General features: G+C 63.9%; 22 protein-coding genes and 1 pseudogene. 7 read left to right on the forward strand and 16 right to left on the reverse strand.

Annotation, left to right across the window (positions count from 1 at the left end; all coding sequences use genetic code 11):
• Positions 1–29 precede the first annotated feature (29 nt).
• Positions 30–1,256, reverse strand: coding sequence for an acetoin utilization protein AcuC (locus AC5RU9_RS04045; RefSeq protein WP_494015418.1), 1,227 nt, complete (start codon positions 1,254–1,256; stop codon positions 30–32).
• 103 nt (positions 1,257–1,359) lie between these two features.
• On the opposite strand from AC5RU9_RS04045, the gene AC5RU9_RS04050 reads away from it, so the two are divergent.
• Both AC5RU9_RS04050 and AC5RU9_RS04055 read left to right on the forward strand, forming a co-directional pair.
• Positions 1,360–2,793 (forward strand): TrkH family potassium uptake protein, encoded by a 1,434-nt coding sequence (locus AC5RU9_RS04050; protein WP_494015419.1) that lies wholly within the window; start codon positions 1,360–1,362, stop codon positions 2,791–2,793.
• Between the two features lie 40 nt (positions 2,794–2,833).
• On the forward strand, positions 2,834–3,472 hold the full coding sequence (locus AC5RU9_RS04055) for a potassium channel family protein (protein WP_011775951.1): 639 nt from the start codon (positions 2,834–2,836) through the stop codon (positions 3,470–3,472).
• Between the two features lie 3 nt (positions 3,473–3,475).
• On the opposite strand, the gene proC is transcribed toward AC5RU9_RS04055, so the two are convergent.
• The 7 genes from proC to AC5RU9_RS04090 form a co-directional block, all read right to left on the reverse strand.
• Complete coding sequence (gene proC / locus AC5RU9_RS04060) at positions 3,476–4,306, reverse strand: pyrroline-5-carboxylate reductase (RefSeq protein ID WP_211713458.1); 831 nt, start codon at positions 4,304–4,306, stop codon at positions 3,476–3,478.
• A gap of 307 nt (positions 4,307–4,613) precedes the next feature.
• Positions 4,614–5,447, reverse strand: a complete 834-nt coding sequence (locus AC5RU9_RS04065; RefSeq protein ID WP_211713459.1) for a sugar phosphate isomerase/epimerase family protein — start codon at positions 5,445–5,447, stop codon at positions 4,614–4,616.
• Between the two features lies 1 nt (position 5,448).
• Positions 5,449–6,564, reverse strand: coding sequence for a Ppx/GppA phosphatase family protein (locus AC5RU9_RS04070; RefSeq protein WP_494015420.1), 1,116 nt, complete (start codon positions 6,562–6,564; stop codon positions 5,449–5,451).
• Between the two features lie 77 nt (positions 6,565–6,641).
• On the reverse strand, positions 6,642–7,076 hold the full coding sequence (locus AC5RU9_RS04075) for an SseB family protein (RefSeq protein ID WP_211713461.1): 435 nt from the start codon (positions 7,074–7,076) through the stop codon (positions 6,642–6,644).
• A 66-nt stretch (positions 7,077–7,142) separates the two neighbouring features.
• Positions 7,143–9,866 carry a type I DNA topoisomerase gene (gene topA / locus AC5RU9_RS04080; protein ID WP_211713462.1) on the reverse strand — a complete coding sequence of 908 codons (2,724 nt, stop codon included), beginning with the start codon at positions 9,864–9,866 and terminating at the stop codon, positions 7,143–7,145.
• A gap of 125 nt (positions 9,867–9,991) precedes the next feature.
• Entirely contained in the window at positions 9,992–10,693 is a 702-nt protein-coding gene (locus tag AC5RU9_RS04085) for an ArsR/SmtB family transcription factor (protein WP_494015421.1), read from the reverse strand.
• The gene (locus AC5RU9_RS04090) at positions 10,690–12,357 is read right to left on the reverse strand and encodes a DUF7059 domain-containing protein (protein ID WP_494015422.1); all 1,668 of its coding nucleotides are present in this window, start codon (positions 12,355–12,357) and stop codon (positions 10,690–10,692) included. Before AC5RU9_RS04090 ends, AC5RU9_RS04085 begins: the two co-directional genes overlap by 4 nt.
• A 94-nt stretch (positions 12,358–12,451) precedes the next feature.
• Between AC5RU9_RS04090 and AC5RU9_RS04095 the strand changes: the two genes are divergently transcribed.
• Both AC5RU9_RS04095 and AC5RU9_RS04100 read left to right on the forward strand, forming a co-directional pair.
• A complete protein-coding gene (locus AC5RU9_RS04095; protein WP_494015423.1) occupies positions 12,452–12,895 on the forward strand; it encodes a DUF6023 family protein in 444 nt (147 codons plus the stop codon).
• A 65-nt stretch (positions 12,896–12,960) separates the two neighbouring features.
• On the forward strand, positions 12,961–13,491 hold the full coding sequence (locus tag AC5RU9_RS04100; protein WP_211713466.1) for a DUF6023 family protein: 531 nt from the start codon (positions 12,961–12,963) through the stop codon (positions 13,489–13,491).
• A gap of 9 nt (positions 13,492–13,500) precedes the next feature.
• Here AC5RU9_RS04100 and trhO read toward each other — a convergent pair whose 3' ends face one another.
• A complete protein-coding gene (gene trhO, locus AC5RU9_RS04105) occupies positions 13,501–14,397 on the reverse strand; it encodes an oxygen-dependent tRNA uridine(34) hydroxylase TrhO (protein ID WP_211713467.1) in 897 nt (298 codons plus the stop codon).
• A 146-nt stretch (positions 14,398–14,543) separates the two neighbouring features.
• Between trhO and AC5RU9_RS04110 the strand changes: the two genes are divergently transcribed.
• Both AC5RU9_RS04110 and AC5RU9_RS04115 read left to right on the forward strand, forming a co-directional pair.
• Positions 14,544–15,239, forward strand: a complete 696-nt coding sequence (locus AC5RU9_RS04110; protein ID WP_494015424.1) for a GNAT family N-acetyltransferase — start codon at positions 14,544–14,546, stop codon at positions 15,237–15,239.
• A gap of 95 nt (positions 15,240–15,334) precedes the next feature.
• Positions 15,335–17,677 carry a DEAD/DEAH box helicase gene (locus tag AC5RU9_RS04115; protein ID WP_494015425.1) on the forward strand — a complete coding sequence of 781 codons (2,343 nt, stop codon included), beginning with the start codon at positions 15,335–15,337 and terminating at the stop codon, positions 17,675–17,677.
• A gap of 64 nt (positions 17,678–17,741) precedes the next feature.
• Here the strand turns inward: AC5RU9_RS04115 and AC5RU9_RS04120 are convergent, their stop codons facing one another.
• The 7 genes and pseudogenes from AC5RU9_RS04120 to ssd all read right to left on the reverse strand — a co-directional run bounded on the left by AC5RU9_RS04120 (position 17,742) and on the right by ssd (position 22,888).
• A complete protein-coding gene (locus tag AC5RU9_RS04120) occupies positions 17,742–18,026 on the reverse strand; it encodes an Rv3654c family TadE-like protein (RefSeq protein ID WP_494015472.1) in 285 nt (94 codons plus the stop codon).
• 95 nt (positions 18,027–18,121) lie between these two features.
• Positions 18,122–18,508 (reverse strand): TadE family type IV pilus minor pilin, encoded by a 387-nt coding sequence (locus AC5RU9_RS04125; RefSeq protein WP_494015426.1) that lies wholly within the window; start codon positions 18,506–18,508, stop codon positions 18,122–18,124.
• A pseudogene (locus tag AC5RU9_RS04130) lies at positions 18,505–18,663 on the reverse strand (DUF4244 domain-containing protein); the annotation flags it as partial. The gene AC5RU9_RS04125 and the pseudogene AC5RU9_RS04130, both read right to left, overlap by 4 nt.
• Before the next feature lie 472 nt (positions 18,664–19,135).
• Positions 19,136–19,744, reverse strand: a complete 609-nt coding sequence (locus AC5RU9_RS04135; RefSeq protein WP_494015427.1) for a type II secretion system F family protein — start codon at positions 19,742–19,744, stop codon at positions 19,136–19,138.
• A complete protein-coding gene (locus AC5RU9_RS04140; protein WP_494015428.1) occupies positions 19,744–20,520 on the reverse strand; it encodes a type II secretion system F family protein in 777 nt (258 codons plus the stop codon). Before AC5RU9_RS04140 ends, AC5RU9_RS04135 begins: the two co-directional genes overlap by 1 nt.
• Positions 20,517–21,779 (reverse strand): TadA family conjugal transfer-associated ATPase, encoded by a 1,263-nt coding sequence (locus tag AC5RU9_RS04145; RefSeq protein WP_494015429.1) that lies wholly within the window; start codon positions 21,777–21,779, stop codon positions 20,517–20,519. The genes AC5RU9_RS04140 and AC5RU9_RS04145 overlap by 4 nt, the downstream gene beginning before the upstream one ends.
• Positions 21,776–22,888 (reverse strand): septum site-determining protein Ssd, encoded by a 1,113-nt coding sequence (gene ssd, locus AC5RU9_RS04150; protein WP_494015430.1) that lies wholly within the window; start codon positions 22,886–22,888, stop codon positions 21,776–21,778. Before ssd ends, AC5RU9_RS04145 begins: the two co-directional genes overlap by 4 nt.
• A gap of 143 nt (positions 22,889–23,031) precedes the next feature.
• Here ssd and AC5RU9_RS04155 point away from each other — a divergent pair, with 143 nt between their 5' ends.
• A complete protein-coding gene (locus AC5RU9_RS04155; protein ID WP_494015473.1) occupies positions 23,032–24,723 on the forward strand; it encodes a bifunctional 3'-5' exonuclease/DNA polymerase in 1,692 nt (563 codons plus the stop codon).
• Positions 24,724–24,772 lie beyond the last annotated feature (49 nt).

Consider the following 24,772-nt stretch of genomic DNA (forward strand, 5'->3'; position numbering starts at 1 on the left):
ACACGCGAGGTCGCGCGGGCGACGCACACTCAATCGAACCAGGGATCCAGGCCGTACAGCGGGAAGATCTCCTTGCGGGTGGCGATGACCGTCCGATCAACCTCATCGGCGGGATCGTAGCCGACCTCCCATGAGCGCCACCACACATCCACGTCGTCGCCCATCTTCTCGGGCGCCCACACCCCATACGTTTCCTTCACGTACGTCCGCCACGCTTCCGGGACAGGCGTGCTCAGCGGGACCGGCCGTTGGGTCACCATGCCGATCAGGTGGCTCCAGGCCCTGGGCACCACGCCCGTGACGTCGTAGCCGCCTCCCCCGGTGGCGATCCAGCGGTTGTCGCAGTAGCGGGCGGCGAGGCTGCCGACGGCGGATGCCGCCTCGCGCTGTCCGTCGACGCTGAGGTTGAGGTGCGTCAGGGGGTCGTCCCTGTGCGAATCGCAGCCGTGCTGGCTCACGATCACTTCGGGTTGGAACGCCCCCACCAATTGGGGCACCACCGCGTGGAACGCCCGCAACCAGGCAGCGTCACCGGTGAAGGTGGGGAGCGCAACATTGACCGCCGTTCCGGGTGCCTCCGGGCCGCCGGTTTCGTTGGCGAAGCCGGTCCCGGGGAAAAGTGTCAGGCCCGTTTCGTGAAGCGAAATGGTCATGACGCGGGGATCGTTCCAGAAGATACTCTGCGTCCCGTCGCCGTGATGCGCGTCCACGTCGATGCTGACGATCCGCTGCACCCCGCCGTCGAGCAGTCTTTGGATGGCCATTGCGACGTCGTTGTAGACACAGAACCCGCTGGCCCGCTCCCGGGCCGCGTGGTGCATGCCGCCGCTGAAGTTCACGGCCCGAACGGCGCGGCCGGTCAGGATGGTGTCCGCCGCCAGCAAGGAACCCCCTGCCAGGCGTGCGCTGGCTTCATGCATACCGGCAAACGCGGGATCGTCCTCGGTGCCAAGGCCGCGGCTTTCCTCGGGGCGGGTGGGGTCGGCGCTGACGCGGCGGACAGCGTCCACATACTCGCGGCTGTGAACGGTGTAAAGCTCGACGTCGGTGGCCACCTCAGGTGCCTCGACGGCCACGTGCTGGTGGTCGAAGAGCCCCAGGGAACCCGCGAGCCGAGCCGTAAGTTCGAGTCGTTGCGGCGCCATGGGATGGCCGGGGCCGAAGTTGTACGCAGTCATGGCTGGGTCCCACACCACCGTCGTTGGCAGTGCGGAACGCGTAATGCTGGAAGCAGTTGTCCCAAGCCTGGAGTTCATCCAGAACAGGCTACCTGAGGCTGGCGGGGGCCAACGCCCGGTTACGCCGCAGGAATAGTGGTTTACTACTCAGGAAAGCTTGTTTCAACCGAGGAAGAGCGCCATGTCTCAAAGCCAGTCGCGGTCCACCAGCCCGACCAACTGGCAACCCAACCAGCCGGAGCGGGAAGGCCTGTGGATCTTTACACGGGTACGCGACTTCATCGACAACATTGCCAACACCTCACCGGCCCGCCTGGCGCTGACCGTCTTCGCGGTGGTGATCCTGGTCTTCACGGGTTTGCTGTCTCTGCCCGCCGCTTCGTCTGCCGGTACCGTCACACCTTTGCACCAAGCCATGTTCACTGCGGTGTCCAGCGTCTGCGTCACCGGGCTGACCGTGGTTTCCACGGCAGCCCACTGGACGTTCTTCGGTCAGCTGGTCATCCTGGTTGGCATCTTCGTTGGCGGTTTGGGCACCCTGACGCTCGCCTCGCTCCTGGCCCTGATGGTCAGCAAGCGGCTGGGCGTGCGCGGCAAACTGATCGCGCAGGAAGCCATGAACAACGCGGGCCGCCTCGGTGAAGTGGGTACCCTCCTGCGGATCGTCATAGTCACGTCCGTGGTCATTGAGGGAGCCCTGGCGTTGGCATTGATTCCGCGCTTCATCGTGCTTGGCGAAGACTTCTGGCAGGCCGTCTGGCACGGCGTCTTCTATTCGATCTCATCTTTCAACAACGCCGGCTTCACGCCCCACTCCGACGGTATCGTCCCCTACGAAACCGACCTCTGGATCCTCATACCCCTCATGCTGGGCGTGTTCCTGGGCAGCCTTGGCTTCCCCGTGGTGATGGTTTTGCAGCAGAACGGGCTCAACTGGAAGAAATGGAACCTCCACACCAAGCTCACCATCCAGGTCTCGTTCATACTGCTGGCGGCCGGGACCGTTCTGTGGGGGCTCATGGAGTGGGACAACGTGCGGACCATTGCCCACATGAACCTTGGTGACAAGATCACCCATTCGCTGTTTGCCTCCGTCATGACCCGTTCGGGCGGCTTTAGCCTGGTGGACCAAAACCATATGGAATCCACCACCATGCTGCTCACCGATGCCCTCATGTTTGCCGGCGGCGGCTCAGCTTCCACGGCGGGCGGCATCAAGGTGACCACCATCGCCGTCATGTTCCTCGCCATCATGGCCGAAGCCCGTGGCGACGCCGACGTGAAGGTCTACGGCCGCACCATTCCCCAAGGAACCATGCGGGTGGCCATCTCCGTGATCGTCGCTGGCGCCACCCTGGTATCCGTGGCAGCATTCCTGTTGCTTTCCATCAGCGGAGCCTCGCTGGACAGGGTGCTCTTCGAATCCATCTCGGCCTTTGCCACCGTTGGACTGAGCACCAACCTCAGCGCCGAGCTGCCGCCGTCGGGCGTTTACGTCCTCACAGCGCTCATGTTCGCCGGACGCGTCGGCACCGTGACCCTTGCTGCCGGGCTCGCCTTGCGCCAGCGCAGCCAGTTGTTCCACTACCCGGAAGAGAGGCCAATCATTGGCTAGTACCACGGGGGCCGCCAACCGCCCCGCCCACAACGCCCCAGTGCTGGTCATCGGCCTGGGCCGGTTCGGCTCAGCGACGGCCGAGCAACTGGTCAAGCAGGGCCGCGAGGTCCTGGCGATCGAGCGCGACAGGACCCTTGTCCAGAAATGGGCACCGGTCCTGACTCACGTGGTCGAAGCCGACGCCACCAACATCGACGCCCTGCGCCAACTCGGCGCACAGGAGTTCAGCTCTGCCGTGGTGGGTGTAGGCACGTCCATTGAATCCTCGGTGTTGATCACCGTAAACCTGGTGGACCTGGGCATCCAGCACCTGTGGGTCAAGGCCATCACGCCCTCGCACGGCAAGATCCTGACGCGGATCGGCGCCAACCATGTGATCTACCCTGAGGCCGACGCCGGCGTCCGCGCCGCGCACCTGGTGTCCGGCCGCATGCTTGACTTCATCGAGTTCGACGACGACTACGCGATCGTCAAGATGTACCCGCCCAAGGAAACGGTGGGCTTCACCCTGGAAGAATCCAAGGTCCGCTCCAAGTACGGCGTGACCATTGTCGGCGTCAAAACCCCGGGCGAAGACTTCACCTATGCCCGGCCGGAAACCAAAGTGTCCGGCCACGACATGTTGATCGTGTCCGGACACGTGGACCTGCTGGAGCGCTTCGCCGCAAGGCCCTAAGGGTCAGCCGAGCTGCTTGGTGATCTCCGCCGCCCGGGCGGCCGCGGCCCGGGCGCCGTCGGCGATGATCTTGGGGATACCGCCGTCGTCGAAGGCCATGATGGCCCGCTCGGTGGTGCCGTTGGGGCTGGTGACAGCAACCCGCAATTGTGTGGGGTCCGCGCCTGGCTCAGCCAACATGAAGCCAGCGCCGGCCACGGTTTCGCGGGCCAGCATCACAGACAGCTCCCGGTCCAGGCCAAGCTCGACGCCGGCCGCAGCCATGGCCTCGGCCAGGTAGAACGCATAGGCCGGTCCGGAACCGCTGATGGCCGAGAGCGCGTCAACCTGCTCTTCGGGGATCTCCACCACCGTGCCGGCCCCGGCGAGGGCCTTCTTGGCCTGCTCCAGTTGCTCCGGGGTGCAGTGCGTCCCGGGCGAAACGGAGACGACGCCACGGCCCAGCCGGGCCGGCGTGTTGGGCATGGTGCGGATGACCGGCTGCCCCTCAGGTAAAGCGGCTTCAAGTTGGGCGATGGAGACGGCAGCAGCGACGCTGACCACCAAGGTGTCCTTGGCCAGTGCTGGGCTGATCTCGCGGGCCAGATCCAGGATGCCAACGGGCTTGACGCCCAGGATGACCATTCCGGCGCCCTTGGTGGCCAGTTTGTTGTTATCCGGCTCTTCCTCGCCGGCGATGGCCATGACGCCATGGCGCTGGGCCAACTCGTCCGCCCGTTCCGCCCGGCGGACGGTGGCAACAATATCGGACGGGTCCGCCCCCGCGGCCAGCAGACCGCCCAGGATTGCCTCGTTCATGGATCCACAGCCAAGGAATGCGATTCGGTTGCTCATGGCTCCATCATTGCAGTTGGCATCCGACGCGGTCTAACAGGTTCAGCATTCCCAGCTTGTTCCCAAGGTTATTGCAGGCAGCACTCATGCTCGGTGCCTAATGTAGTTATTACCTCATTGAGGGTGCGAGTGATGAGGCGGGCATGGGGATGTCCGCCACAAGCACCGGTGGCCGGGCGGGTTTTCCCCCATTTCCCGATTCGGCCACCGGTGCTTTCGCTTTTAAGCAGCAAAATCCCGCCCTCGCCCGCCTGCCGGGCCGTAGTACGGCGGGGCAGGCGAACAAGAACGGGAAAGCCCGACGCCGTTACTGCTCGGAGCTGCGCACCAGCGGAACGCTGAGGTGCTGGCGGGCGAAACGCAGGGTTTCGGCCAGCATCTCCTCGCGCTCCCCCGCTACCTTTGCTTTGCGGGTGGAAATCTCTGCCACCACCACGCCGTCGAAACCGGTCGCAGCCAAGTGCTGCAGGGCATCGGCACACTGTTGCGTCCCGGTACCGGGCACCAGGTGTTCGTCCTTTCCGGAACCCGACCCGTCCGTCAGGTGGACGTGGCGCAGCTTGCTTCCCAGAGCCTTGATGGCTTCCAAACTATTGGCCCCGGCAGTGGCAGCATGCGAGAAGTCCCACGTGACGTCGTCGTAATCCTGGCCCAACGGATCCCAGTGCGGGAGGTAAGCCACGGCCTCCCGTCCCCGGACCCGCCACGGATACATGTTCTCCACGGCGATGCGCACCTGGTACGTGGCGGCCATCTCCCGTACGCCCTCCACGAAGTTCTCCGCGTAATTGGACTGCCAGCGGAAGGGCGGGTGCACCACGACGGTGTCGCAGTCCACCTCTGCCGCCATCTGGCACGACTTCTCGATCTTGCTCCATGCCGTACCCCACACCTGTTGCGTCAACAACAGGGTGGGCGCGTGGATGGAAACGATCTTTTGGTGATACCGGTGGCTCAGCTGGATCAGGGCATCAGGGTTTTGGCTCACCGCGTTGTTGGTGACCATCACCTCCACGCCCTCGTACCCCAGGTCCTGGGCCACTGCGAAGGCGTCATGGACGCTCAGGGGGTAGACGGACGCACTGGACAGCGCCACTGGGATCTGGCGGTCATTCACTTCAGGTTCGACGTCGTTACTCATCTCAGGAGGCCAGCCCGCCTGCCACAGGGGCTGGGATGGGTGATGGGGATGGGTTGTTTACGGGGACCGGGAATTCCTTGACCGGGTTGGGCTCGTCAATGTCCGTGGTCTTGCCGCTTTCTTTGGACTTCTTCTTGGATTTGTCCTTCTTGCGCTTGCCCACGTGCGGCGCAGGATCCAGGGCGTCCTCGAACACCAGCTGGTCCAGGCGGCGAAGGATCAGGCCTTCGCGCAGTGCCCAAGGGCAGATCACCATGGTGGGGAACTCGAAGAGCTCCAAGGCAGCCTCGGCAACCAGGGCGCCAGCCAACAACTGGCGTGCGCGGGCGTCCGATACACCCGGAAGGTACAGCCTGTCCTCCACCGTCATAGCCGAAATGCGTTGCGCCCACAGCCCCAGGTCGGCCGCATGCAGTTCGCGCTTCACATAAGGGCCGGCCGCACTGGGCGCTGCCCCCGCGATACGCGCCAGCGAACGGAACGTCTTGGACGTCCCAGCCACCAAGTTGGCCCGGCCGAGGTCGTCGAATTGACGGACCACCGGTTTCAACGTGGAACGGATATAGCGCCGCAACTCCTTGACGCTCTTGGCCGTAGGGGGATCATCGTGAAGCCAATCGCGCGTCAGGCGGCTGGCACCCAACGGGACAGACGTGGCGAACTCCGGGAGCTCGTCCGTTCCATAGGCCATTTCAAACGAACCGCCACCGATGTCGAGATCGAGGATGGGGCCGGCGCCCCACCCGTACCAACGGCGAACGGCGAAGAACGTCATGGACGCTTCCTCGCTGCCTGTGAGTTCCTGGAGGGTCACCGTGGTCTCGTGCTTGACCCTTGCCAGGACCTCAGGACCGTTCGTGGCCTCGCGGATGGCGGAGGTACAGAAGGCCAGGAGGTCCTCGGCCTTATGAGTGGCAGCGAACTCCCAGGCTTCCAACACGAACTCAATGAGCTCATGTTGTCCGGCGTCGTTAATGTTCCCGTCGCCGTCGAGGTATTGCACCAGTGACAGCGGGCGCTTATGGGAAGCGAAAGGTACCGGGCGCGCGCCGGGATGAGCATCCACCAGCAGGAGATGGACGGTGTTGGACCCGATGTCGAGAACGCCAAGACGCATTCTGCCATTATTCCCCGATTCGAAGGCCGCAAAGCAACTTGTGGACTTCGTTTCGCGTTCGGGGATCTGGTTGGCCGCTATTCGGTGGGCTCGCCGGCGTCATCCGCTCGCTTGAAGTCGCGGCGGATGTTCGCGATGCCCTCGGGATCGATTTCGAAGCCGAACTCGCTGCCCGGATTGATGACCATGCCCAGCTCATCACCAATGTTGCCGAGGATGGCCGAACCCATGGTTCCCAGGACGTGCGGGGCTGCTTCGAGGAAGCGTTCGTCGACGCGGCTGGGGTGGCTGAACACAGCCAGGACGGGCTGGCCGTCAGCGTTGGAAAGCACCAAAGGCTCAACCGAGGAATCAGGGCCGTCCACGGCTTCCGAGCTGACAAGGTAAACCTCGTTGTTCAGGAAAGCGAGGATGACGTCCACCGGGTTCGCGTCCGGTTGTTCGGCCAAGGCGAGCTTCGCCTCGAGGTCGTTCAAGGGTTCGTTGTCCGGGGAAACGGTCTGTTCAGTCATGGTTCTACTCGACCACGATGCAGGCCGGGACGCAATTCGCGCATGCTGTCCCGGCCGGCACCGTTGTTACTTCTTGGCTGCGGCCTTACGTGCCGGTGCCTTACGGGTTGTGGTCCGTTTGACCGGGCCCTTGGCCCGCTTTTCAGCCAAAAGCTCGACGGCGCGTTCCCGGGTCAGTTCCTCAAGGGACGTTGAGCGGGGAACCGTGATGTTCGTGACGCCGTCGGTGATGTAAGGCCCGAAACGGCCTTCCTTCACCACGATGTTCTTCTCCGAAACCGGGTCAGGACCGAACTCGGCAAGAGGCGGCACCGCTGCCCGCGCACCACGTTGCTTGGGCTGCGAGTAGATCTCCAGGGCCTGTTCCAGGGTGATCGTGAAGATTTCCTCTTCCGATCCAATGGAACGGGAGTCGGTGCCCTTTTTCAGGTAAGGCCCGAAACGGCCGTTCTGAACGGTGATGGGGTTGCCTTCGGCGTCCTCACCGAGGACCCGGGGAAGGCTCATGAGCTGAAGGGCCTCGTCCAAGGTGACACTGTCCACTGTCATGGACTTGAACAGGGAACCCGTGCGGGGCTTGGCCTTGACGGGCTTCTTCGGCGGCTTGGGCTTGCCGTTCTTGTAGTACTCCACGGGCTGGTTGGCCAATTGTTCCTCGGTCATCTCAGGGATGATCTCGGTGACGTATGCGCCGTAGCGCCCGTTCTTTGCAACAACCGTGTGGCCGGTGTGCGGGTCCGTTCCCAGGACGCGTTCCTCCGGGGCTGCCGTTTCCATCAGCTCTTTGGCTTTGGCTGCGGTGAGTTCGTCCGGAGCCAACTCCTCAGGAACGTTTGCCCTGGCGGACTCCACTACTTCGCCGGTCTTCTCATCCACGGTGGGAATGGAGCTTTCCAGGTACGGCCCGAACTTGCCCACGCGAAGGGTGATGCCTTCGGCAATGGGCACGGAGTTGATTTCGCGGGCATCGATTTCGCCGAGGTTGTTGACGATGCTCAACAGCCCGGGGTCGGCGTCTTCACCGTAGTAGAAGTGCTTAAGCCAGGCGGTGCCTGCGGCTTGGCCGTTGGCGATCTTGTCCAGATCGCCTTCCATGTCCGCTGTGAACTCGTAATCGACATAGTCGGTGAAGTGCTGTTCCAGCAGGCGGATCACGGAGAACGCAATCCAACTCGGGACCAGGGCGGAGCCCTGCTTCCGGACATAACCGCGGTCCTGGATGGTGGAGATGGTGGAAGCGTACGTGGAGGGGCGTCCGATGCCACGCTTTTCCAGCTCAGCAGTCAGCGACGCTTCCGTGTAGCGCGGGGGCGGCGAGGTTTCGTGGCCTACAGCCAGGATGTCCGAAGCGGTCAGGGCATCGCCCTTGGCGACGTTCGGCAGGCGCCGGGCCTCATCGGAGTCGTCGTCGCCGCGGCTTTCGTCCTTGCCCTCTTCGTAAGCGGCCAGGAAGCCGGGGAAGGTGATAACGGTGCCGGAGGCCGAGAACTCTGCGTCGCGGCCGTCAGCGGCAACCGCTCCGAGGCGGATGGTGGCCGTGGAGCCCTTCGCGTCAGCCATCTGGGAGGCAACAGTCCGCTTCCAGATGAGCTCATAAAGGCGGAACTCGTCACCGCTGAGCTGCTTGGCAACCTGGGCCGGGGTCCGGAAGGAGTCACCGGCAGGACGGATGGCTTCGTGCGCTTCCTGCGCGTTGGCCGCTTTGTTGGCGTAGACGCGGGGACTCTGCGGCACATACTCGGGGCCGTAAAGCTCGGCGGCCTGGCGACGGGAAGCGGTCAGGGCTTCGTCACTCAAGGCCGACGAATCCGTACGCATATAAGTGATATAGCCGTTTTCATACAGGCGCTGGGCTACCTGCATGGTGCTCTTCGACGAGAAGCGCAGTTTACGGCCGGCTTCCTGCTGGAGGGTGGACGTGGTGAACGGCGCGGCCGGCCTGCGGGTATACGGCTTGGTGTCCACCGAACGCACGCGGAAGTCCGCGTTTTCCAGGCCGGACGCCAAGGACGTGGCGAGTTCCTCATTGAGGTGCACCACGTTGGAGGAAGTGAGTTGGCCGTTGTCGTTGAAGTCACGGCCACTGGCAACCTTGGAGCCGTCCACGGCGGCGAGCTTGGCCTTGAACGAGCCGGAGTCCGCACCGAACTGTCCGGTGAGGTCCCAGTACGACGCTGCGCGGAAGGCCATGCGTTCACGTTCACGGTCCACCACCATGCGGGTGACCACTGACTGCACACGGCCGGCCGACAGACCGCGGGCCACCTTGCGCCACAGGACGGGGGAAATTTCGTAGCCATAGAGGCGGTCAAGGATTCGGCGCGTCTCCTGGGCATCCACCAAGGCCGTATCGACGTCGCGCAGGTTGTCCATGGCGCGGTGGATGGCTTCCTTGGTGATTTCACCGAAGGTCATGCGGTAAACGGGAACCTTGGGCTTCAGGACCTCCAGGAGGTGCCACGCGATGGCTTCGCCTTCGCGGTCCCCATCGGTTGCGAGGTAGAGCGCGTCAGCGTCTTTCAGCTGGGCCTTGAGCTCGGCAACCTTTTTCTTCTTGTCCGGAGAAACAACGTAGTACGGCTTGAAGTCGTTTTCGACGTCGACGGCGAACTTGCCCAGCGAGGTCTTCTTCAGTTCTGCAGGCAGGTCAGAGGGCTGCGGGAGGTCACGGATATGGCCGATCGAAGCCTCGACGATGAAGCCCTCGCCAAGATACTTGGCGATGGTCTTGCTTTTGGCTGGAGACTCCACAATCACGAGTTTCTTGCCGGTTTTTGCCTTGCTGGGCACGGTGCTCCTACAGAAAAAATGTGTCATTGGGCTGGTGCCCATACTGGCCTAGTTCACCATAGTTTGTAGAATCCTGCGTTGCGGCAGGGAAACCAGGGCGGTGGTGCGAGGACCCGGATGGGCTCCTACTGTCCGGGTGCTACGCGGTCATCCGGGATCATTGACCACAAGGTTGCCACACGTTCGGCACCTTCGGGTATTTGGGTGGGGTCGTCGAGTTCGTACTCGCGCAGAATTTCGCGGATCCGGTCCGAAAGCTCCTTGCGTTGCGGGTTGGTGAGGTACAGCAGGTTGCTTGCCAAGACCACGGCAGCAGGCTCTTCGGCGGCGCCGCCCCGCTGGCGGCGTTCGCCACGGGCCCTGGCGAACGCCGAAGCCCTCCGTCGGAAAGCATCGAGCTCCAGGTCAACCACTGCAATTTCAGGGCTGGCGACGCTGCCGCCGGAAATAGTGAAGTCCGTCCCCGCGGCCTTCCATCGCCGCTCGCGGGCATCCCCTGCGTTCTCCGCCGGGGCCACGATCCCCCACTTTTGGAGGGCCCGGAGGTGATAGCTCATTGCGCTGGGGGTGAGACCGGTCCTTGCAGCGAGTTCGGTGGCCGTGTGGCTGACCTGGGTGGCGTAGAGCTCGGATATGACCTCGATACGGGCAGCGTGTGCCAGTGCGCGGATGGCCTTCGGATCGGTGATCTCAATCGTCTTTTCGGCACGCTTGCGCCGCGGAACGTCGCCTGACGCTTGGGATGGCTGGTTGTTCGCAATCACTTCATCAGTGTAGTCAGCGTCACTTCCGCGCGGATCGCTGGGCGGCGCATTGTCCTTTTTCATGCCGTGGCCTGCCCGGCGTCGGGAAGAAGGAACGTGTCAGGGAGCAGGAAGCCATCCAGGACCAGGTTGGTGACCTCCCGGGTCAGGCCTTCCCGAAAGGCATCCTCGTCAAAGTCTTCGCTGCCGCCCAGCAGGGCCACCAACGCCGATACGATCTGCCCCACGGACAACTGTCCATCGCATGCCGAGACGAAGCCGGCGAGTTCGGTGCTAAGCAAATTGGTCCGGCGGAGGCCTGCACCCTGGCGCAGGAGAATGACCCCGGGGTGCTCGGCACCCGGACGCTGGTGGCGTTCCTCAGTGACGTCTTCCGCGACCACCAGATGAGCGTCCGGCAGCGAATTGGCTGCCACCCAGTCTGAGCGTTCCACGGCGGCGCCGAGGTGGGGTCCAATCGGCTGCTCGATGGCGTAGGTGATTTCTTCGAAGCGGTTGACGCTGGCCCCATTTGCGGAGACCGGACGGCGGAGCCAAATCATGCCAAACCCGATGCCCTGGACATTCCTCGACGCGAAGTCCCGCAGATAGGCAGCGTAGGCCTCTTTATACTGGCCTCCCTCACGGTTTTGCGAGGCGTCCTGCAACCAAGTTTCCGCGTACTGCTCCGGACCAACCTGCTCGCGTTGAATAAACCAAACATCCAGTCCGGAGTCCTTCAGCCACGCTATGGGACGGTCCCTCCAGTCTGTCCCCGAGGTAACTTCCCAGTTCCCGAGCATTTGGGCGGTTCCTCCGGGTTGGAGGACTCCCTCAAGTGACTGGACCAGCGAAGCCACGATCTCGTCGCCGGGCAGGCCACCGTCGCGGTAGGTGAACTGCTCCGAGGCCAATTCACCGCCTGTCCGGGGCGTGATCACGAACGGAGGGTTGGACACCACCAAACCGAACTGCTCCCCCTCCACGGGGTCAAGCAGCGATCCCAACCGGAGGCTTACCCTGCTCCCCAAATCGGCGGGGTCCAGTTCCAACTCCTGTGCATTCAGGAGCAGGTTGAATCGGGTGAACGCCAGGGCCCGCTCGGAAATGTCTGTGGCGGTCACATGGTCGCAGTGGTGCAACAGGTGGAAGGTTTGGATGCCGCATCCGGTCCCCAAGTCGAGCGCCCGCTCCGTGTGGTGCCTGACAGTTGTTTGGACAAGTGTTGTTGATGCGCGGCCGATTCCCAGCACATGGTCGTGCCTCAGCACACCTGGCTGCTGGTGGGCGGCGAGGTCGCTTGCCACCCAGAGGTCCGCTCCCCCGCTGCCGTCTGGGTTGGCATCCCAGCCGTAGGGTCGCAGGTCCACCATGGCTTGGACGATTCCGGACTCCGCCGTGACCAGCCCCAGCTCCACCAGTCCCTGCACGCCGGTCCGGGGGACGGCTGCCTCCATTGCGGTGGTGGATTGCGGGACGGCGAGCAGCCATAGCCGGACCAGGGTGGTCAGCGCCCGCACCACCGGGTCTTCAGAGACAGCGAGCCGTTCGCTGGCCAACAATGCGGGGATGAGTTGGTCCCTTCCCAGCGCATCTGACGCGGATTCGCCCAACAGCTCAGCCACCCCGTCCACGGTGTACGAAATTGCGCGGAGGTCCCCGGCGAGCGCCGTGAGCAGTTCGGGACGGTCGCTGCGGGGAGCATCGTCAGTGTTGCCGGCGGTAAAGAAGGTAGCTGTCTCAGTCACCTTGCAAGTGTAGGTGCGGTAAACAGTGGCCGCGGGCGATGGACCGATGCTATGTGGACAAAGGTCAGTGGCCGAACCCGGTAGCGTTGATAACATGCTCAACTTTTCCTCCACAAGGCGCCGCACGGGCCTTGTTGCCATCACTGCTGCAGTCCTCTTGGGAGCCTGTGCCTGCCAGGCACCGGTCAACATCGCGGACGCGGACGTCCCAGCGTGGAAGGCGACAGCTCTCCCGGAAGCCAACGGTGTGGTGTTGGAGGACTCGGGAAAGATACTGAACAGGGACCCGCTGCTAAAGGAAGCGGCAAGTGTCCAGGCAGGAACCTACACCCTGACCATGGCATGCGATGGGAGCGGCAAGGCCTACTTCGCGGTCTCCTCGGGCGGGAACAAGATCACCGACGCGGCTGCGGCATGTAACGGTAACCGCGACATCGTCAAGATCAAGGTACCGGTCACCGGCCCCCTCAGCATCTCCACCAGCAGTGTCGACGCCCCGCTGATCTTCGCCTATCACCTGGCCCCGGCAGCCAGTTAGGCGAGCGCTGCCACCTCCCGCATTCGGGCCTTCAGCCGCCGGCCGGGCGGGCGTAAAGTCAGTGCATGGGGAGCAACGCAGCTCGCTCGGTGATGGCGCGGCGGTTGGCGAGGGCCGCCGTCGTACTTCTTATTGCGCTGTGCGGTAGCTTGTCGGGCTGCGAATACACTGACGACGGCGACGGCAGCCCGGAGGCAGCTCCCACCGCTTCCGCGGGTAACGTGGTGCTGCCGCCCGATCCCGAGCTGGAACAGACCGTCACCGGGGAGGCACTGCAGGAATGGGCGACGGCGGCGCTGCCCGAATCCCAGGGCAAGTCTTTCTACTCAAGCAGTGGTTACCTCAACGCCGGCGAGTCGAAGTCGGAGCAGACGGTGCAGTTGCCGGGCGGAACGTACGCGGTGACACTGGCATGCCGCGGCACCCGAAGGGTGATGTTTGCGGTCAAAGTGGGCGAAGCGGAGCTCGTGGACCTCACGCTGGGGTGCGCCAATGCGCGCGTGAACGTGGTGCAGCTTGAAACGGACGCCGTGCTGTCCATCACGGTGGGATCCAGGTCAGAAGCGAACTTCGCCTACCGGGTGAGCAAACTGTAGGTCAGCCGATCACGCGGCTTCGCAGCCCCCGGGGCAACGCAGGGTTTCGGGACTGGAAGCACACTCGGCACAGTAAAGGGTCAGGGTGCGGCAGCTGAGGTTTGAGCAGTTCTCGAACTTGTTGGTCGGAGCTGCACATCGGACGCATTCACCAATGGTTTTCGCTTCGTCGCTGAACTCAACGTGCATGCGCTTGTCGAACACGTAGAGGGAACCCTCCCAGAGTCCCTTGTCCTTGAACGTTTCGCCGTATCGGACGATTCCACCATCCAGCTGGTAGACCTCTTCGAAGCCGCGGTTAACCATCAAACTGGACAGCACTTCGCAGCGGATACCCCCGGTGCAATAGGTCACGACGGGCTTGTCCTTGAGGTGGTCATACTTGCCCGAATCAAGTTCCTTGATGAAGTCGTGGGTGGTGTCCACCTCCGGAACGATCGCGTCCTTGAACTTGCCGATCTGCGCTTCGAAGGCGTTGCGCCCATCAAAGAACACCACGTCTTCGCCACTGGATTTCTTGGCATCAACCAAGGCATGCAGTTCCTCCGGCTGAAGGTGTTTGCCACCGCCAACCACACCGCTGGCGTCCACCTTGAGTTCGCCGGGTGCGCCGAAGGACACAATTTCGTCGCGCACTTTGACGCTCAGGCGCGGGAAGTCCGCGGCGCTTCCCTCCGACCATTTGAAGTCGATGCCGTGGAATCCCCGATACTCACGGGTTGTCTTCACGTACTGCTTCATGTTGTTGAGTTCGCCGCCAACAGTGGCGTTGATGCCGTCCTTCGAGATAAGGATCCGGCCGGTCAGCCCGAGTTTTTCGCACAGGGCACGCTGCCACAGACGCACGGCGTCGGGGTCGGCAATCGGGGTAAAGCCGTAGAAGAGCACAATTCGGTTCAAAGCCACTATTCAAGGGTACTTGGTGCAGTAAAATCGGCTCCGCCGGGATCGCGGCTGCCCGTCATCCATGGAGAAGTCACAATTGCATAAGCAACGATCCTCCGGCTGATGTCGCTCTGTTGCTTCCCCGGGCGCTGGCATACTCTCTCTACATGAGTCCAGACGCCTTGGTTGAAGACATTGCGCACCTCTTGGAGGTCTGGGTAGCCGGCTGGGCCGGCTGCCGTGGCTATGAGAAACGCCAGGAGGGACGCTTCCCTGCAGCCCTTCGAGCCGACAAAACCGGTGACTGGGAGTACTTCGCCCACGATCCCTCCGACGAAGAGTTCACCACCCTCGCGGGAAAGACCTCGGAAGCAGCAGCCCGCATCCTGACGGTCCTCACCAACGACGTCCAAAGGTACAAATACCTGGCCGAGCAGCACGGGCTGACCGTGACGTCCGCTTCCCAGACCATGATGATCGTGGACATGGAAACCCAGGACGCGGAGGATCCGTGGCTTCCTGATGACGACCTGGAGCTTGCTACGTCCGAGTCGAACGGAGTCCACCACGCGGTGGTCCACAGCGGGGAGAAAGTCGCTGCCAGCGGCCGGGTGTTCGTGGTGGATGGAACCGCCGTCTTTGACAAGATCGTCACCGAACCTGATTTCCAGCGACGGGGATTGGGAACCTTCATCATGAAAGCCCTCGCGGCCCAGGCCTTTTCGCACCACGTGGAGAACGGGCTTCTCCTGGCATCCTTGGATGGCCAGAAACTGTACTCGCACCTTGGGTGGGACGTGGTGTGCCATGTGCTGATGATGTCCGCCAGCGGAACTGAAGGATCTGACCTCTCGGGCGCCTAACAACCCTCCGGAAGCCACGAACGACGGCGGCGCCCTTGGGTGCCGCCGTTCATGGCTCTGCGGGGCGACAGCATGAACAGTGACAGAATGATTCGGTGGCTTTACCAAATTCGCTGATCTCCTTGCTGGGCCGGACTCCCGACCCAGAGCAGCTGCGCCACGTCCACACCATCCCTGCCCGAAAAGCCGTCAACGAGCCATGGCCCCAGTGGGTGCACCCGGACATCGTCGATGCCTACGGGACACTCGGCATCCAGGAACCGTACCTTCACCAGGTCCAGGCTGCCGACATCGCCCACTCCGGCCAACACGTCGTCATCGCCACGGGTACAGCCTCCGGAAAGTCGCTCGCCTACCAGCTCCCCGCCTTGGACGCCATCCACCGTTCGGAACTGCGGGTCCTCTCCGACCCGGGAAAAATCCACGACGACGGCGCCGTCACCTTGTACCTGTCCCCCACCAAAGCCTTGGCGGCAGACCAGCTCGCGGCCATACGCTCGCTGAAGCTGCCCACGGTCAGGGCAGAAACGTACGACGGCGACACGGACGTCTCCGCGCGCCGTTGGATCCGGGACCACGCCAATTTCATCCTCGCCAACCCGGACATGCTGCATTTCGGAATTCTTCCCAACCACACTTGGTGGGCCCGGTTCTTCCGGCGGCTCCGATACGTCATTGTGGACGAAGCGCACAGCTACCGGGGCGTCTTCGGTTCGCACGTGGCCAACCTCATGCGACGCCTTCGCCGGATCTGCGCTTACTACGGGGCTGGCACCTCTTTTCCGGAGCCGGTGTTTATCGCGGCTTCCGCCACCGCTTCCGACCCCGGAGTCTCGTTCGGCCGGCTGATCGGCGCCCCCGTCAGGGTAGTATCCGAAGACTGCTCTCCCCACGGTTCCACCACGGTGGCGTTCTGGGAACCCGCGCTGACCGACGTCAGGGGTGAAAACGGCGCCAAGCAGCGCAGGACGGCCGTGGCGGAAACCGCGGACATCCTGGCCAATCTGGTCTCCTCCCGTGTCAGGACCATCGCCTTCATCAAGTCCAGACGCGGGGCCGAGTCCATTTCCTCCATCACCAAGAGGCTTCTGGACGAGGTTGACCCCAGCCTGCCGGGTAGGGTGGCCGCGTACAGGTCCGGTTACTTGCCCGAAGAACGGCGAGCCCTGGAACAAGCGTTGAGGTCCGGGCAGCTTTTGGGGGTCTCCAGCACATCTGCGTTGGAGCTCGGCATCGACATATCGGGGCTGGACGCCGTGCTGGTGGCTGGCTGGCCGGGAACCCGGGCGTCCCTTTTCCAGCAGATTGGACGCGCGGGGCGCGCTGGACAAGACGCCATCGCGGCCTTCGTAGCCAGCGACGACCCCTTGGATACCTATCTGGTGAACCATCCGGAAGCCATCTTTGACGTGTCCGTTGAGGCCACCGTCTTCGATCCGGGTAACCCCTACGTCCTGGGTCCGCATTTGTGCGCGGCGGCGGCCGAGTTGCCCATCGGACCCGCAGAGCTGGAGCTCTTTGGTGCCACAGCCGAAGGTCTCCTGGATCGTTTGGTGGCCCAGGGGTATCTCCGCAAACGTCCGGCGGGATGGTTCTGGACCCACCCGGAGAGTGCGGCCGGAATGGTGAACCTCCGGGCCGACGGCGGCGGACCTGTGAGCATTGTCGACGCCGGAACCGGATCCCTGCTGGGAACAATGGACTCGCCGCAGACGCACTACCAAGCCCACACCGGCGCTATCTATGTTCACCAAGGCGAAAGCTACTTGGTGGAGGACCTGAACGAGGCAGATCATTGCGTGATGGTTCGTCGGGTGAACCCCGACTTCTACACCACGGCCCGTGACGTCACCCAGATCGAAGTGCTTGAAACGTCCCGCACGGTCCAATGGGGAGACATCACGGTGCATTTCGGCGATGTCAAAGTAACGACGCAAGTGGTTTCCTTCCAGCGCAAGGCATTGATTTCGAACGAGATCCTCGGGGAGGAACCGCTTGAGCTCGGGGCCCGGGATCTGTTTACGAAGGCAGTCTGGTTCGTGGTGGACAACCGTTCGCTTCATGGCGCGGGGCTGGTGGAAGCCCAGTTCCCCGGCGCCTTGCATGCTGCCGAACACGCTGCCATTGGGCTCCTTCCCTTGGTTGCTTCCAGCGACCGATGGGACATTGGCGGTGTATCGACTGCCTTGCATGCCGACACCGGAGTGCCCACGATCTTCGTCTATGACGGACACCCCGGGGGCGCCGGCTTCGCGGAACGCGGCTACGAGAAAGCCAAAATATGGTTGTCGGCCACCCGGGACGCCATCAAAGCCTGCGAGTGTGAGGCTGGCTGCCCGTCCTGTGTTCAGTCTCCTAAGTGCGGCAATAAGAACAACCCCCTGGACAAGGCAGCCGCCGTCACCCTGCTGGACGTCCTGTTGAAGGACGCCATCTAGGCTCGCGGAAGGGCCCGACGCCCAAGGCCCGACGCCCGACGCCCGAGGCCCGAGGCCCGGCTGCCTAGGGTGGTGGCCCGGCACGAGCCCGTCCGGTGGCAGTGCCCCACGCAAAGGGGTACGCCAGTTCGGTGACGACTTCTACCTCGTCCCCGCCGAGCACCTTGCAGGACGCGAGCCGGGCTTCGTGGCGCCCAGCAACATCGCCAGCCACTGCACAGGGTTCTCCCGACGCAAGACCCCGTTGGACATCAGCCGCTGCCAGCGCCGCGAGGTCTGCCGCGGTGGCTGCCCGCGATGCCATAACACCGGCCTGGGCCAGCAGCAGCAGTCCCGCCAACAAGGCCATCACCACAGCTCCCAGCGCCAAAGCCAGGACCGTCCCGGCCCCGCGGTCGGAATGGACATCGCCTGGTGGCGGATCATGGGATGTCGCAGTCGCTTTCACGGGGTACCCGACTCGCTCCGGGCAGACGCAGTGGCCGTCATGGTCCAAGGGATCAGGTACCCCAAGGCCCCGCCAACCGGAGAGGAAGCTGTGACCGTGCGCCAGCCGCCGTCCTCGGATAAGCCGGGAACTGCAGCTTCCCCGGCCAAGCGCTTCACGATGGCTTCCACCGACCCAGCGGACTCACCCCGTGCTGATGCACGCGCTCCCGCCCGAACCGCTTCCTCCAGCCGTACCTGAGTGATGCCCGCAGCGCCGCCTGCCAACAGGAAGGAAAGGAGCAACACCACGGCCGGCAAAGCGACGGCGAACTCGGCAGTGACAGCGCCCTGTTGTTTGCCCCAGCGGAACTCACTCCTGCGGGCAGGCAGCACTGGCGTCATGGCAAGGACAGTGCCGTGCGGATCAGGTTGAGCAGGAAGCCGCGGACCTCTTCGCTGCGAAGGATGACCACCAGCAGACCCGCCAAGCCCACGGCCGCCAATGTAGCAATGGCGTACTCCGCGGTAGCCATGCCCGCTTCCGAACCGAAAAGCCGGGCGTCAGTGCCCATGCGCCTGCCCCGCTCCTTCCGCCGCTTGATTGTCCCGGCTCCGTAGGGCCCAGCGAGATGAAGGTCAGTTGCGGGCCTTGGAGCCGGCACGTCCCCGAAGCCCGAATCCCTAAACGGCTCCAGTTCGAACTGCTCGATTCCGAAGGGTTCCATTGCATGTCCTTCCCCTCCAGTGGCGAGTGCCTGCCTTCCGCGGCGCAGTTGGGAACGGCGTCCGGACGGAGCACGGAAAAGTGTTTTCACGATTGGTTCCTTTCAAGAGATGCCAGCGGTTCCGCCGACGAATCAGACTCTTCCGTGGCCCCATCCGGCCTGGTCGGGGACGATTCCCGCAAGTGGATAACCCCGGGCGTCGCGTCGTTTGTGGAGGAACAGTGCAACGACGGAGGCGACACGACCGAGCGCCCGGCACGATGGCGTATCGGGCGCTCAGGGAGCTATGTCGAGGCTGACCCACTTAGCCGGAGGGGATCATGGCGATCAACACGGGCACGATGCCAAGGCAGATGAACGCGGGCAAGGAACACAGGCCCAATGGAATGACGAGCTTCACTCCCAACGCCGCCGCCCGCTTCTCTGCGGCACGGAATGCTTCGCGGCGTTCCCGGGCAGCTTGGGCGTAGAGGATGGATGCTGACGGAGCGCCTGTGATCGCGGCGAAAGCCAACGCGTCTTTCAACCGCACCACTTCGGGGGCGTGCTGGGTGGGCGTACGCCAGGCGGTCTCCCAATCGGCACCGATTGCCAGGGCCGCAACGACTGGTCTCAGCGACTGCTGGATTGGAGGGGAAGCGGCTCGAGAGATGAGTTCCAGCGCACGCCCGATGCTTGCACCGGCGTCGAGCATGGAAGCCACCAACTCCAGCATCATCGCGGTGTCCCGGAGACCGTCGGTCGGAGAGGCAGGATGGTCCGAATCGTTGGATCGGTCGGGACCGGAGGCGTCCGCCAAGGCCCAAGGAAGCCCCTGCGATGTTCCGGGCGGCCCCTTACGACGCCCCCGCCCGGCACAAGAGATGAACGAGGCCAAGGCCAGAACGGCAACCATCAGCATGACTCCGGACATCAGTATCCGCCGGCAGCAGAGGCAACCAGCCGTGATGACCAGACCCTGCCCGCAACGGTCAACAGGAGCCCGGCTCCGAAGGTGGCAACACCAAGGACGTTGTCCAGCAGGATTCCCAAGGGATCCACCCCGAGGGCCATCCCCAGGACCAGTCCGAAAACCGGTAGCCACGACAACAACTTCACTGTGGCTTTGGGACCTGCGAGCGCAGTCTGCCGGGCAGCCTCCGCATCCTCTTCGGCAATAAGTTGGGCTGCGAAGCGGGTGAGGAGATCTGCCAGTGGGCAGCCGCTGGTTTCGGCAACATCCAGGCAGGCGGCCAATTCCATCCATACACGCCGCTCAAGGCTCGCCCTGAGCGGGTATGACTTGGCTGCTGAGGTGCGGATTGCGTGGGCGGGTGAATTTCCCACGGCGGACGCTGCCCGTGCAGCGGTCAGGACCCTTTGCGATCCTTCCGAAAGCAGTGCCGCTTTGGCTGGTAGGAAGGGGTCTTCATCCGGCTGCGCTGCGTGGACGAGCCATAGTTCTTCCCACAGACGGGAAGGCCCGCGGCCACCACGCAACAAGGCAGCGAGCTGCTGGACCAGGACCACGAGGGACAGGGGCGCCGGGCGTTTTCTCTTTCGTAGGAAGCCCCAGGTGAAGCCGTGGATAATCCCGACCCACACCGACTGTTTTCCCAGGCTCCGCCTGACACGTCGGCTGTCCGCTCGGGTACCTCGAAGATGCACCCACGCCGCGGACGCTGTGACGAGGACGAAGACGGCCATCATGCGTTCAGGCCAATCCCAGTGGAAGGCGTCGAAGCATGCAGGCCGTCGTACGTTGCCGCCACGTTCTGGTCTGCCAGCTCCAGCGCCAGCCGGGCGGCGAGTTCCGGCCACGCTGGTCCATGCTCCATTCCGGATGGACCACGTCGAAGTGCCGCTACTATCCGCTGCCCCTCGCTGGTGTCAGCCAGGACACCAATGGATGCCACCTTTCGTCCCCTATGCGTCCGCTCTACGTGGATCACTACGTCCAGCGCGCTTGAGACCTGCAACCGGACGGCCTCCGCGTTCAGCCCGGCGAGCGCGCCCAGCGCCACCAGCCGGGCCGGCACTGCCTCTGCGGTGTTGGCGTGGATGGTGCCCCCACCACCGGTGTGCCCGGTATTGAGAGCCGTCAGTAATTCCCGGACTTCAGCTCCCCGGCACTCTCCGACGATCAACCGGTCGGGGCGCATGCGCAATGCCTGCCTGACCAGGTCACCGAGGTCCAACGCACCCCCACCTTCCAGGTTCCCGTGCCGCGATTCCAGCGTCACCACGTGCGGGTGGACCGGGTTGAGCTCCGCCGCGTCCTCGATCAACACAAGGCGCTCCGTCGGACTGCTCAGCCCGAGGAGCGTAGAGAGCAAAGTTGTCTTTCCCGAGCCTGTGGCACCACTGATCAGGAAGCTCAGCTTGCGGGCCATGATGGCGCGAAGGACTACTTCCACGTGCTCCGGAAACATGCCCCGTTCCCGCAACTCCTCCAGCGCGAAGACTTCCTCACGTCGGATGCGGATGGACAGCAGGGTGCCTGCTGTCGATATGGGCGGGAGCACCGCGTGAATCCGATATCCGCCGTTCAGCCTGACGTCCACGCACGGCGAACCGTCATCCAGCCTTCGCCCGCCAGCCGAGATCAAACGGGATGCCAGCGACCTGACTTGTTGCTCTTGGTCGAAGCGGACAGCTGAACGTTCCAGGCCTTGGCCGCGGTCCACCCATACTGAATCCGGGCTGTTGACGAAGATGTCCGTGACCGCGGGGTCCCTTGCCAGCTGCTGCAGGGGACCCAGTCCGTTCAGTTCCGCATTGATCGACTCTGCTGCTTCCAGCGCACCGGCCGCGCCCAGGAGCCTGCCGCTCGCCTGGACTGCTGCCGCAACGGTGGACGGAGTAACAGGCCCGCTACCCGCGAGCACTGATTCGCGAACTGTTTCGAGAAGGACGGAGTCCAGCCGCCGGCTGTGCCTCCTGCGTGCTGGATCGGGCAAGCGGTTCATTGGCCGGTTCCATTCAGTTCAAGGACAGCCTCGGCAAAACGATCCACGGGTTTACGACGGCCGAGTTCCAGCAGGCGTCCCAGTTCGGTCCCGGACGCGACTCCCCGAAGCTCCGGAACCCGGCCTACCAGCGGCAACCCCAAGGAGTCGGCAATCAGTGAAGCGTCCAGGGATGTGGCACTGTTTCCGCGGAGGAGCAGGCCGGCATCCACCGGCGGGAGCTCTTGCAGGATCCGCGCCGCCGCCACCGCGGACTTGAGGTGGGCCAGGGCTTGGAGCAGCAATCTGTCGCAGTCCCATGCGAGCGTTGCCATTCCTTCACCGCTGCGTCCAATGTCCACCACAATGAGTTCGAAGCTCCGGCGCGCGGCATCCATGACTGCAGCGACGGCACCTGCGTCAGGACTCGGGACTGCGTCCCGCGTTCCCGGCCACGACAGGTACGCGAACCCTCCGGCGATCGGCAGGGAATCCCGGAACTGGGTGGGATCGATGCTTCCCTTGGTTTCCGCGAAGTCGGGCCATCGAAGGCCAGCGATATCGTCTGCCGTCACCGCCAGTTCCAGCCCACCACCCCAAGGATCGCCGTCGATAAGCATGGTGCTGATGCCATGGCTGGCTGCCGCCTGGGCCAGCCAGATGGCGGTGGTAGTGGCTCCTGCCCCGCCGCTGCCCCCGATAATGCCCACCACTGTCCCGCCCGGGTCAGGGGAGCCGGACATGCTGAGGTGCTCGGCCAACCAGCCCGCCGCCTCAGGCAGTACCGCGACCCGTTCCGCTCCCAGGGCCGCTGCCAACCTCCACAGTCCATCCCCGTCCGAAGCCCTGCCCAGCAGCACCGTGGGCGCTCTTCGCCGCGGTGGTAACTCCCGGACATCGCTGCCCACCAGGACGACGCCGGAGCTATCCCAGCCATGGAGGGCTTCCCCGACATCCACTGCGATCCTCAGGCTTCCTCCTGTGGCCGCGACGATTCGTTTGGCCTCCTCCTGAAGGTAGGTGTCACCGGAAACGAGGAGGACTTCGGCTGCATCCTGCGGCAGCCAGTTGGCGCCCACCTCGACACCTTGACTGCCGGTTCGCTGTTGCCTTCGATCGTGCTTGCTCATGAAACCCACAATGGCGGCAGGGGGACGGCCCTTGAAGCCGCTATCGTCCGTATGTGCATAAACCGGCGCCCATGGCCGTGTGGAGGAATGGAGGGAAGGCCCCTGTGGGGAAGTACACCCCCGCACAAGGCAGAATGGAGACCATGTATTTGCTGCTCGCCGCCCACCCGGAAGGCGCAGCCATACAGAGGATCTCCCCCACGGGAAAACCGACCTCCGACCCGCGTCTTGTCACGCGAGGCGAGCTGCCCGGAGTCGTACGTGAGCTGGAAGCCCAGCGGCCACGCTGGGTGTGGCACCGGGCCCAGGATTGGTACCCGGAACTCCTGGGTCACGGAGTCGAGCTGGAACGCTGCCACGATCTTGCCCTGTGTGGGGCGATTCTGGCCCATTCGGAGTTCACAGCCCACACGGACTACGCCAAGCACGCCGTCAAACTCACGCAGGACGACGACGCGGCACCTCCCCGCGTCCTGCAGCCCCCGCCCCCGCCGGCCGATCAAGGCGCCCTCTTCGATGACATCATCAGCTCGACCCCGAAGGCAGGCCTGGCTGAACTCAAGGAAGAGTTCACGGCCCAACAGCACGCCGTCGCCCAGGTGTCCACGGACCAGCAGCAGAGGCAGCGCCTCCAACTGCTGCTCGCCGCTGAGTCAGCCTGCGCAATTATCGCCGTCGAGATGCAACACGCCGGTGTCCCCTGGCGGGAGGAACTCCATCAGCAAATTCTCGCGGATGTCCTCGGTCCACGGCCCCAACCGGGACACCGGCCGCCCGCACTTGAGGCCCTGTGCGCCCAGCTCCGAAGCATCCTTAACTCCCCAGGTTTGAACCCCGACTCCCCGCAGGACCTCATGCGTGCCCTGCACCGGAACGGAATCGAAGTGAAAAGTACGCGGCAGTGGGAGCTCCAGGAGTCGAAGCACCCTGCCATCCAGCCATTGCTTGCGTACAAGAAGCTATCGCGCCTGCACACTGCCAACGGTTGGGCCTGGCTGGACGCATGGGTCAGTGACGGGCGGTTCCACCCGGAGTACGTCGTGGGCGGAGTAGTTTCCGGTCGCTGGGCTTCCCGGGGCGGCGGCGCCCTGCAGATTCCGCGCAACATCCGGGCAGCAGTCCATGCCGACCCGGGCCATAAGCTCATCGTCGCTGACGCGTCCCAACTGGAACCCCGGGTCCTGGTGGCATTGGCCCAGGACACCAAGATGGCGGAAGCGGCGCGGGACAAGGACCTCTACGCAGGCATCGCGGCGCAGGGCTTTGGCGGTGATCGAGCCAAGGCGAAGGTGGCCCTCCTGGGAGCGATTTATGGCGCTACCACCGGCGAGTCGGGCCGGCTCATGCCTCAACTGACGCGCACCTATCCCCGCGCTGTGGGGTTCGTGGAGCATGCAGCCCGTGAGGGCGAAGCGGGCCGGACCGTGACCACGAGGCTGGGGCGAAGCAGCCCACCGCCGTCGGCCGGCTGGTTACGGAGTCAGCAATCCACCACCGCAGAGGAACAGCGCCGGGCGGATAACCTGGCCCGATCACGGGGCCGCTTCACCCGCAATTTCGTGGTCCAAGGCTCCGCGGCGGAATGGGCGGCCTGCTGGCTGGCGGAATTACGACGACGGCTGCGGGCTTTCCGGGCCGAAGGATCGCCTTCCGGAGAACTCGTCTTCTTCCTCCATGACGAAGTCATGGTTCACGCGCCTGACAATGCTGTGGACGACTGCATCAGGGCCATCGAAGAGGCGGCGGCAGCGGCGAAACTGCTCATGTTCGGGCAGGTGCCTGTGGAGTTCCCAGTGAGCGTCGCCGTCGTCGACTCCTACGACAAGGCGAAGTAACAGGAACCGGCCCGGGTATCCAGTCACATCTCGCCATATGAGCCGCCAT

The organism is Arthrobacter sp. B0316-5-4 (assembly GCF_059090325.1).

What these genes read in the sequence shown, in the direction of transcription:
- AC5RU9_RS04145 (WP_494015429.1), bottom strand. Translation starts at nt 21,779, where the DNA reads ATGAACCGCTTGCCCGATCCAGCACGCAGGAGGCACAGCCGGCGGCTG.
- AC5RU9_RS04075 (WP_211713461.1), bottom strand. Translation starts at nt 7,076, where the DNA reads ATGACTGAACAGACCGTTTCCCCGGACAACGAACCCTTGAACGACCTC.
- AC5RU9_RS04100 (WP_211713466.1), top strand. Translation starts at nt 12,961, where the DNA reads ATGGGGAGCAACGCAGCTCGCTCGGTGATGGCGCGGCGGTTGGCGAGG.
- AC5RU9_RS04155 (WP_494015473.1), top strand. Translation starts at nt 23,032, where the DNA reads ATGTATTTGCTGCTCGCCGCCCACCCGGAAGGCGCAGCCATACAGAGG.
- AC5RU9_RS04050 (WP_494015419.1), top strand. Translation starts at nt 1,360, where the DNA reads ATGTCTCAAAGCCAGTCGCGGTCCACCAGCCCGACCAACTGGCAACCC.
- AC5RU9_RS04135 (WP_494015427.1), bottom strand. Translation starts at nt 19,744, where the DNA reads ATGTCCGGAGTCATGCTGATGGTTGCCGTTCTGGCCTTGGCCTCGTTC.
- AC5RU9_RS04140 (WP_494015428.1), bottom strand. Translation starts at nt 20,520, where the DNA reads ATGATGGCCGTCTTCGTCCTCGTCACAGCGTCCGCGGCGTGGGTGCAT.
- proC (WP_211713458.1), bottom strand. Translation starts at nt 4,306, where the DNA reads ATGAGCAACCGAATCGCATTCCTTGGCTGTGGATCCATGAACGAGGCA.
- ssd (WP_494015430.1), bottom strand. Translation starts at nt 22,888, where the DNA reads ATGAGCAAGCACGATCGAAGGCAACAGCGAACCGGCAGTCAAGGTGTC.
- AC5RU9_RS04065 (WP_211713459.1), bottom strand. Translation starts at nt 5,447, where the DNA reads ATGAGTAACGACGTCGAACCTGAAGTGAATGACCGCCAGATCCCAGTG.
- AC5RU9_RS04125 (WP_494015426.1), bottom strand. Translation starts at nt 18,508, where the DNA reads ATGACGCCAGTGCTGCCTGCCCGCAGGAGTGAGTTCCGCTGGGGCAAA.
- AC5RU9_RS04095 (WP_494015423.1), top strand. Translation starts at nt 12,452, where the DNA reads ATGCTCAACTTTTCCTCCACAAGGCGCCGCACGGGCCTTGTTGCCATC.
- AC5RU9_RS04110 (WP_494015424.1), top strand. Translation starts at nt 14,544, where the DNA reads ATGAGTCCAGACGCCTTGGTTGAAGACATTGCGCACCTCTTGGAGGTC.
- AC5RU9_RS04070 (WP_494015420.1), bottom strand. Translation starts at nt 6,564, where the DNA reads ATGCGTCTTGGCGTTCTCGACATCGGGTCCAACACCGTCCATCTCCTG.
- AC5RU9_RS04045 (WP_494015418.1), bottom strand. Translation starts at nt 1,256, where the DNA reads ATGAACTCCAGGCTTGGGACAACTGCTTCCAGCATTACGCGTTCCGCA.
- AC5RU9_RS04120 (WP_494015472.1), bottom strand. Translation starts at nt 18,026, where the DNA reads ATGGCCTTGTTGGCGGGACTGCTGCTGCTGGCCCAGGCCGGTGTTATG.
- AC5RU9_RS04085 (WP_494015421.1), bottom strand. Translation starts at nt 10,693, where the DNA reads ATGAAAAAGGACAATGCGCCGCCCAGCGATCCGCGCGGAAGTGACGCT.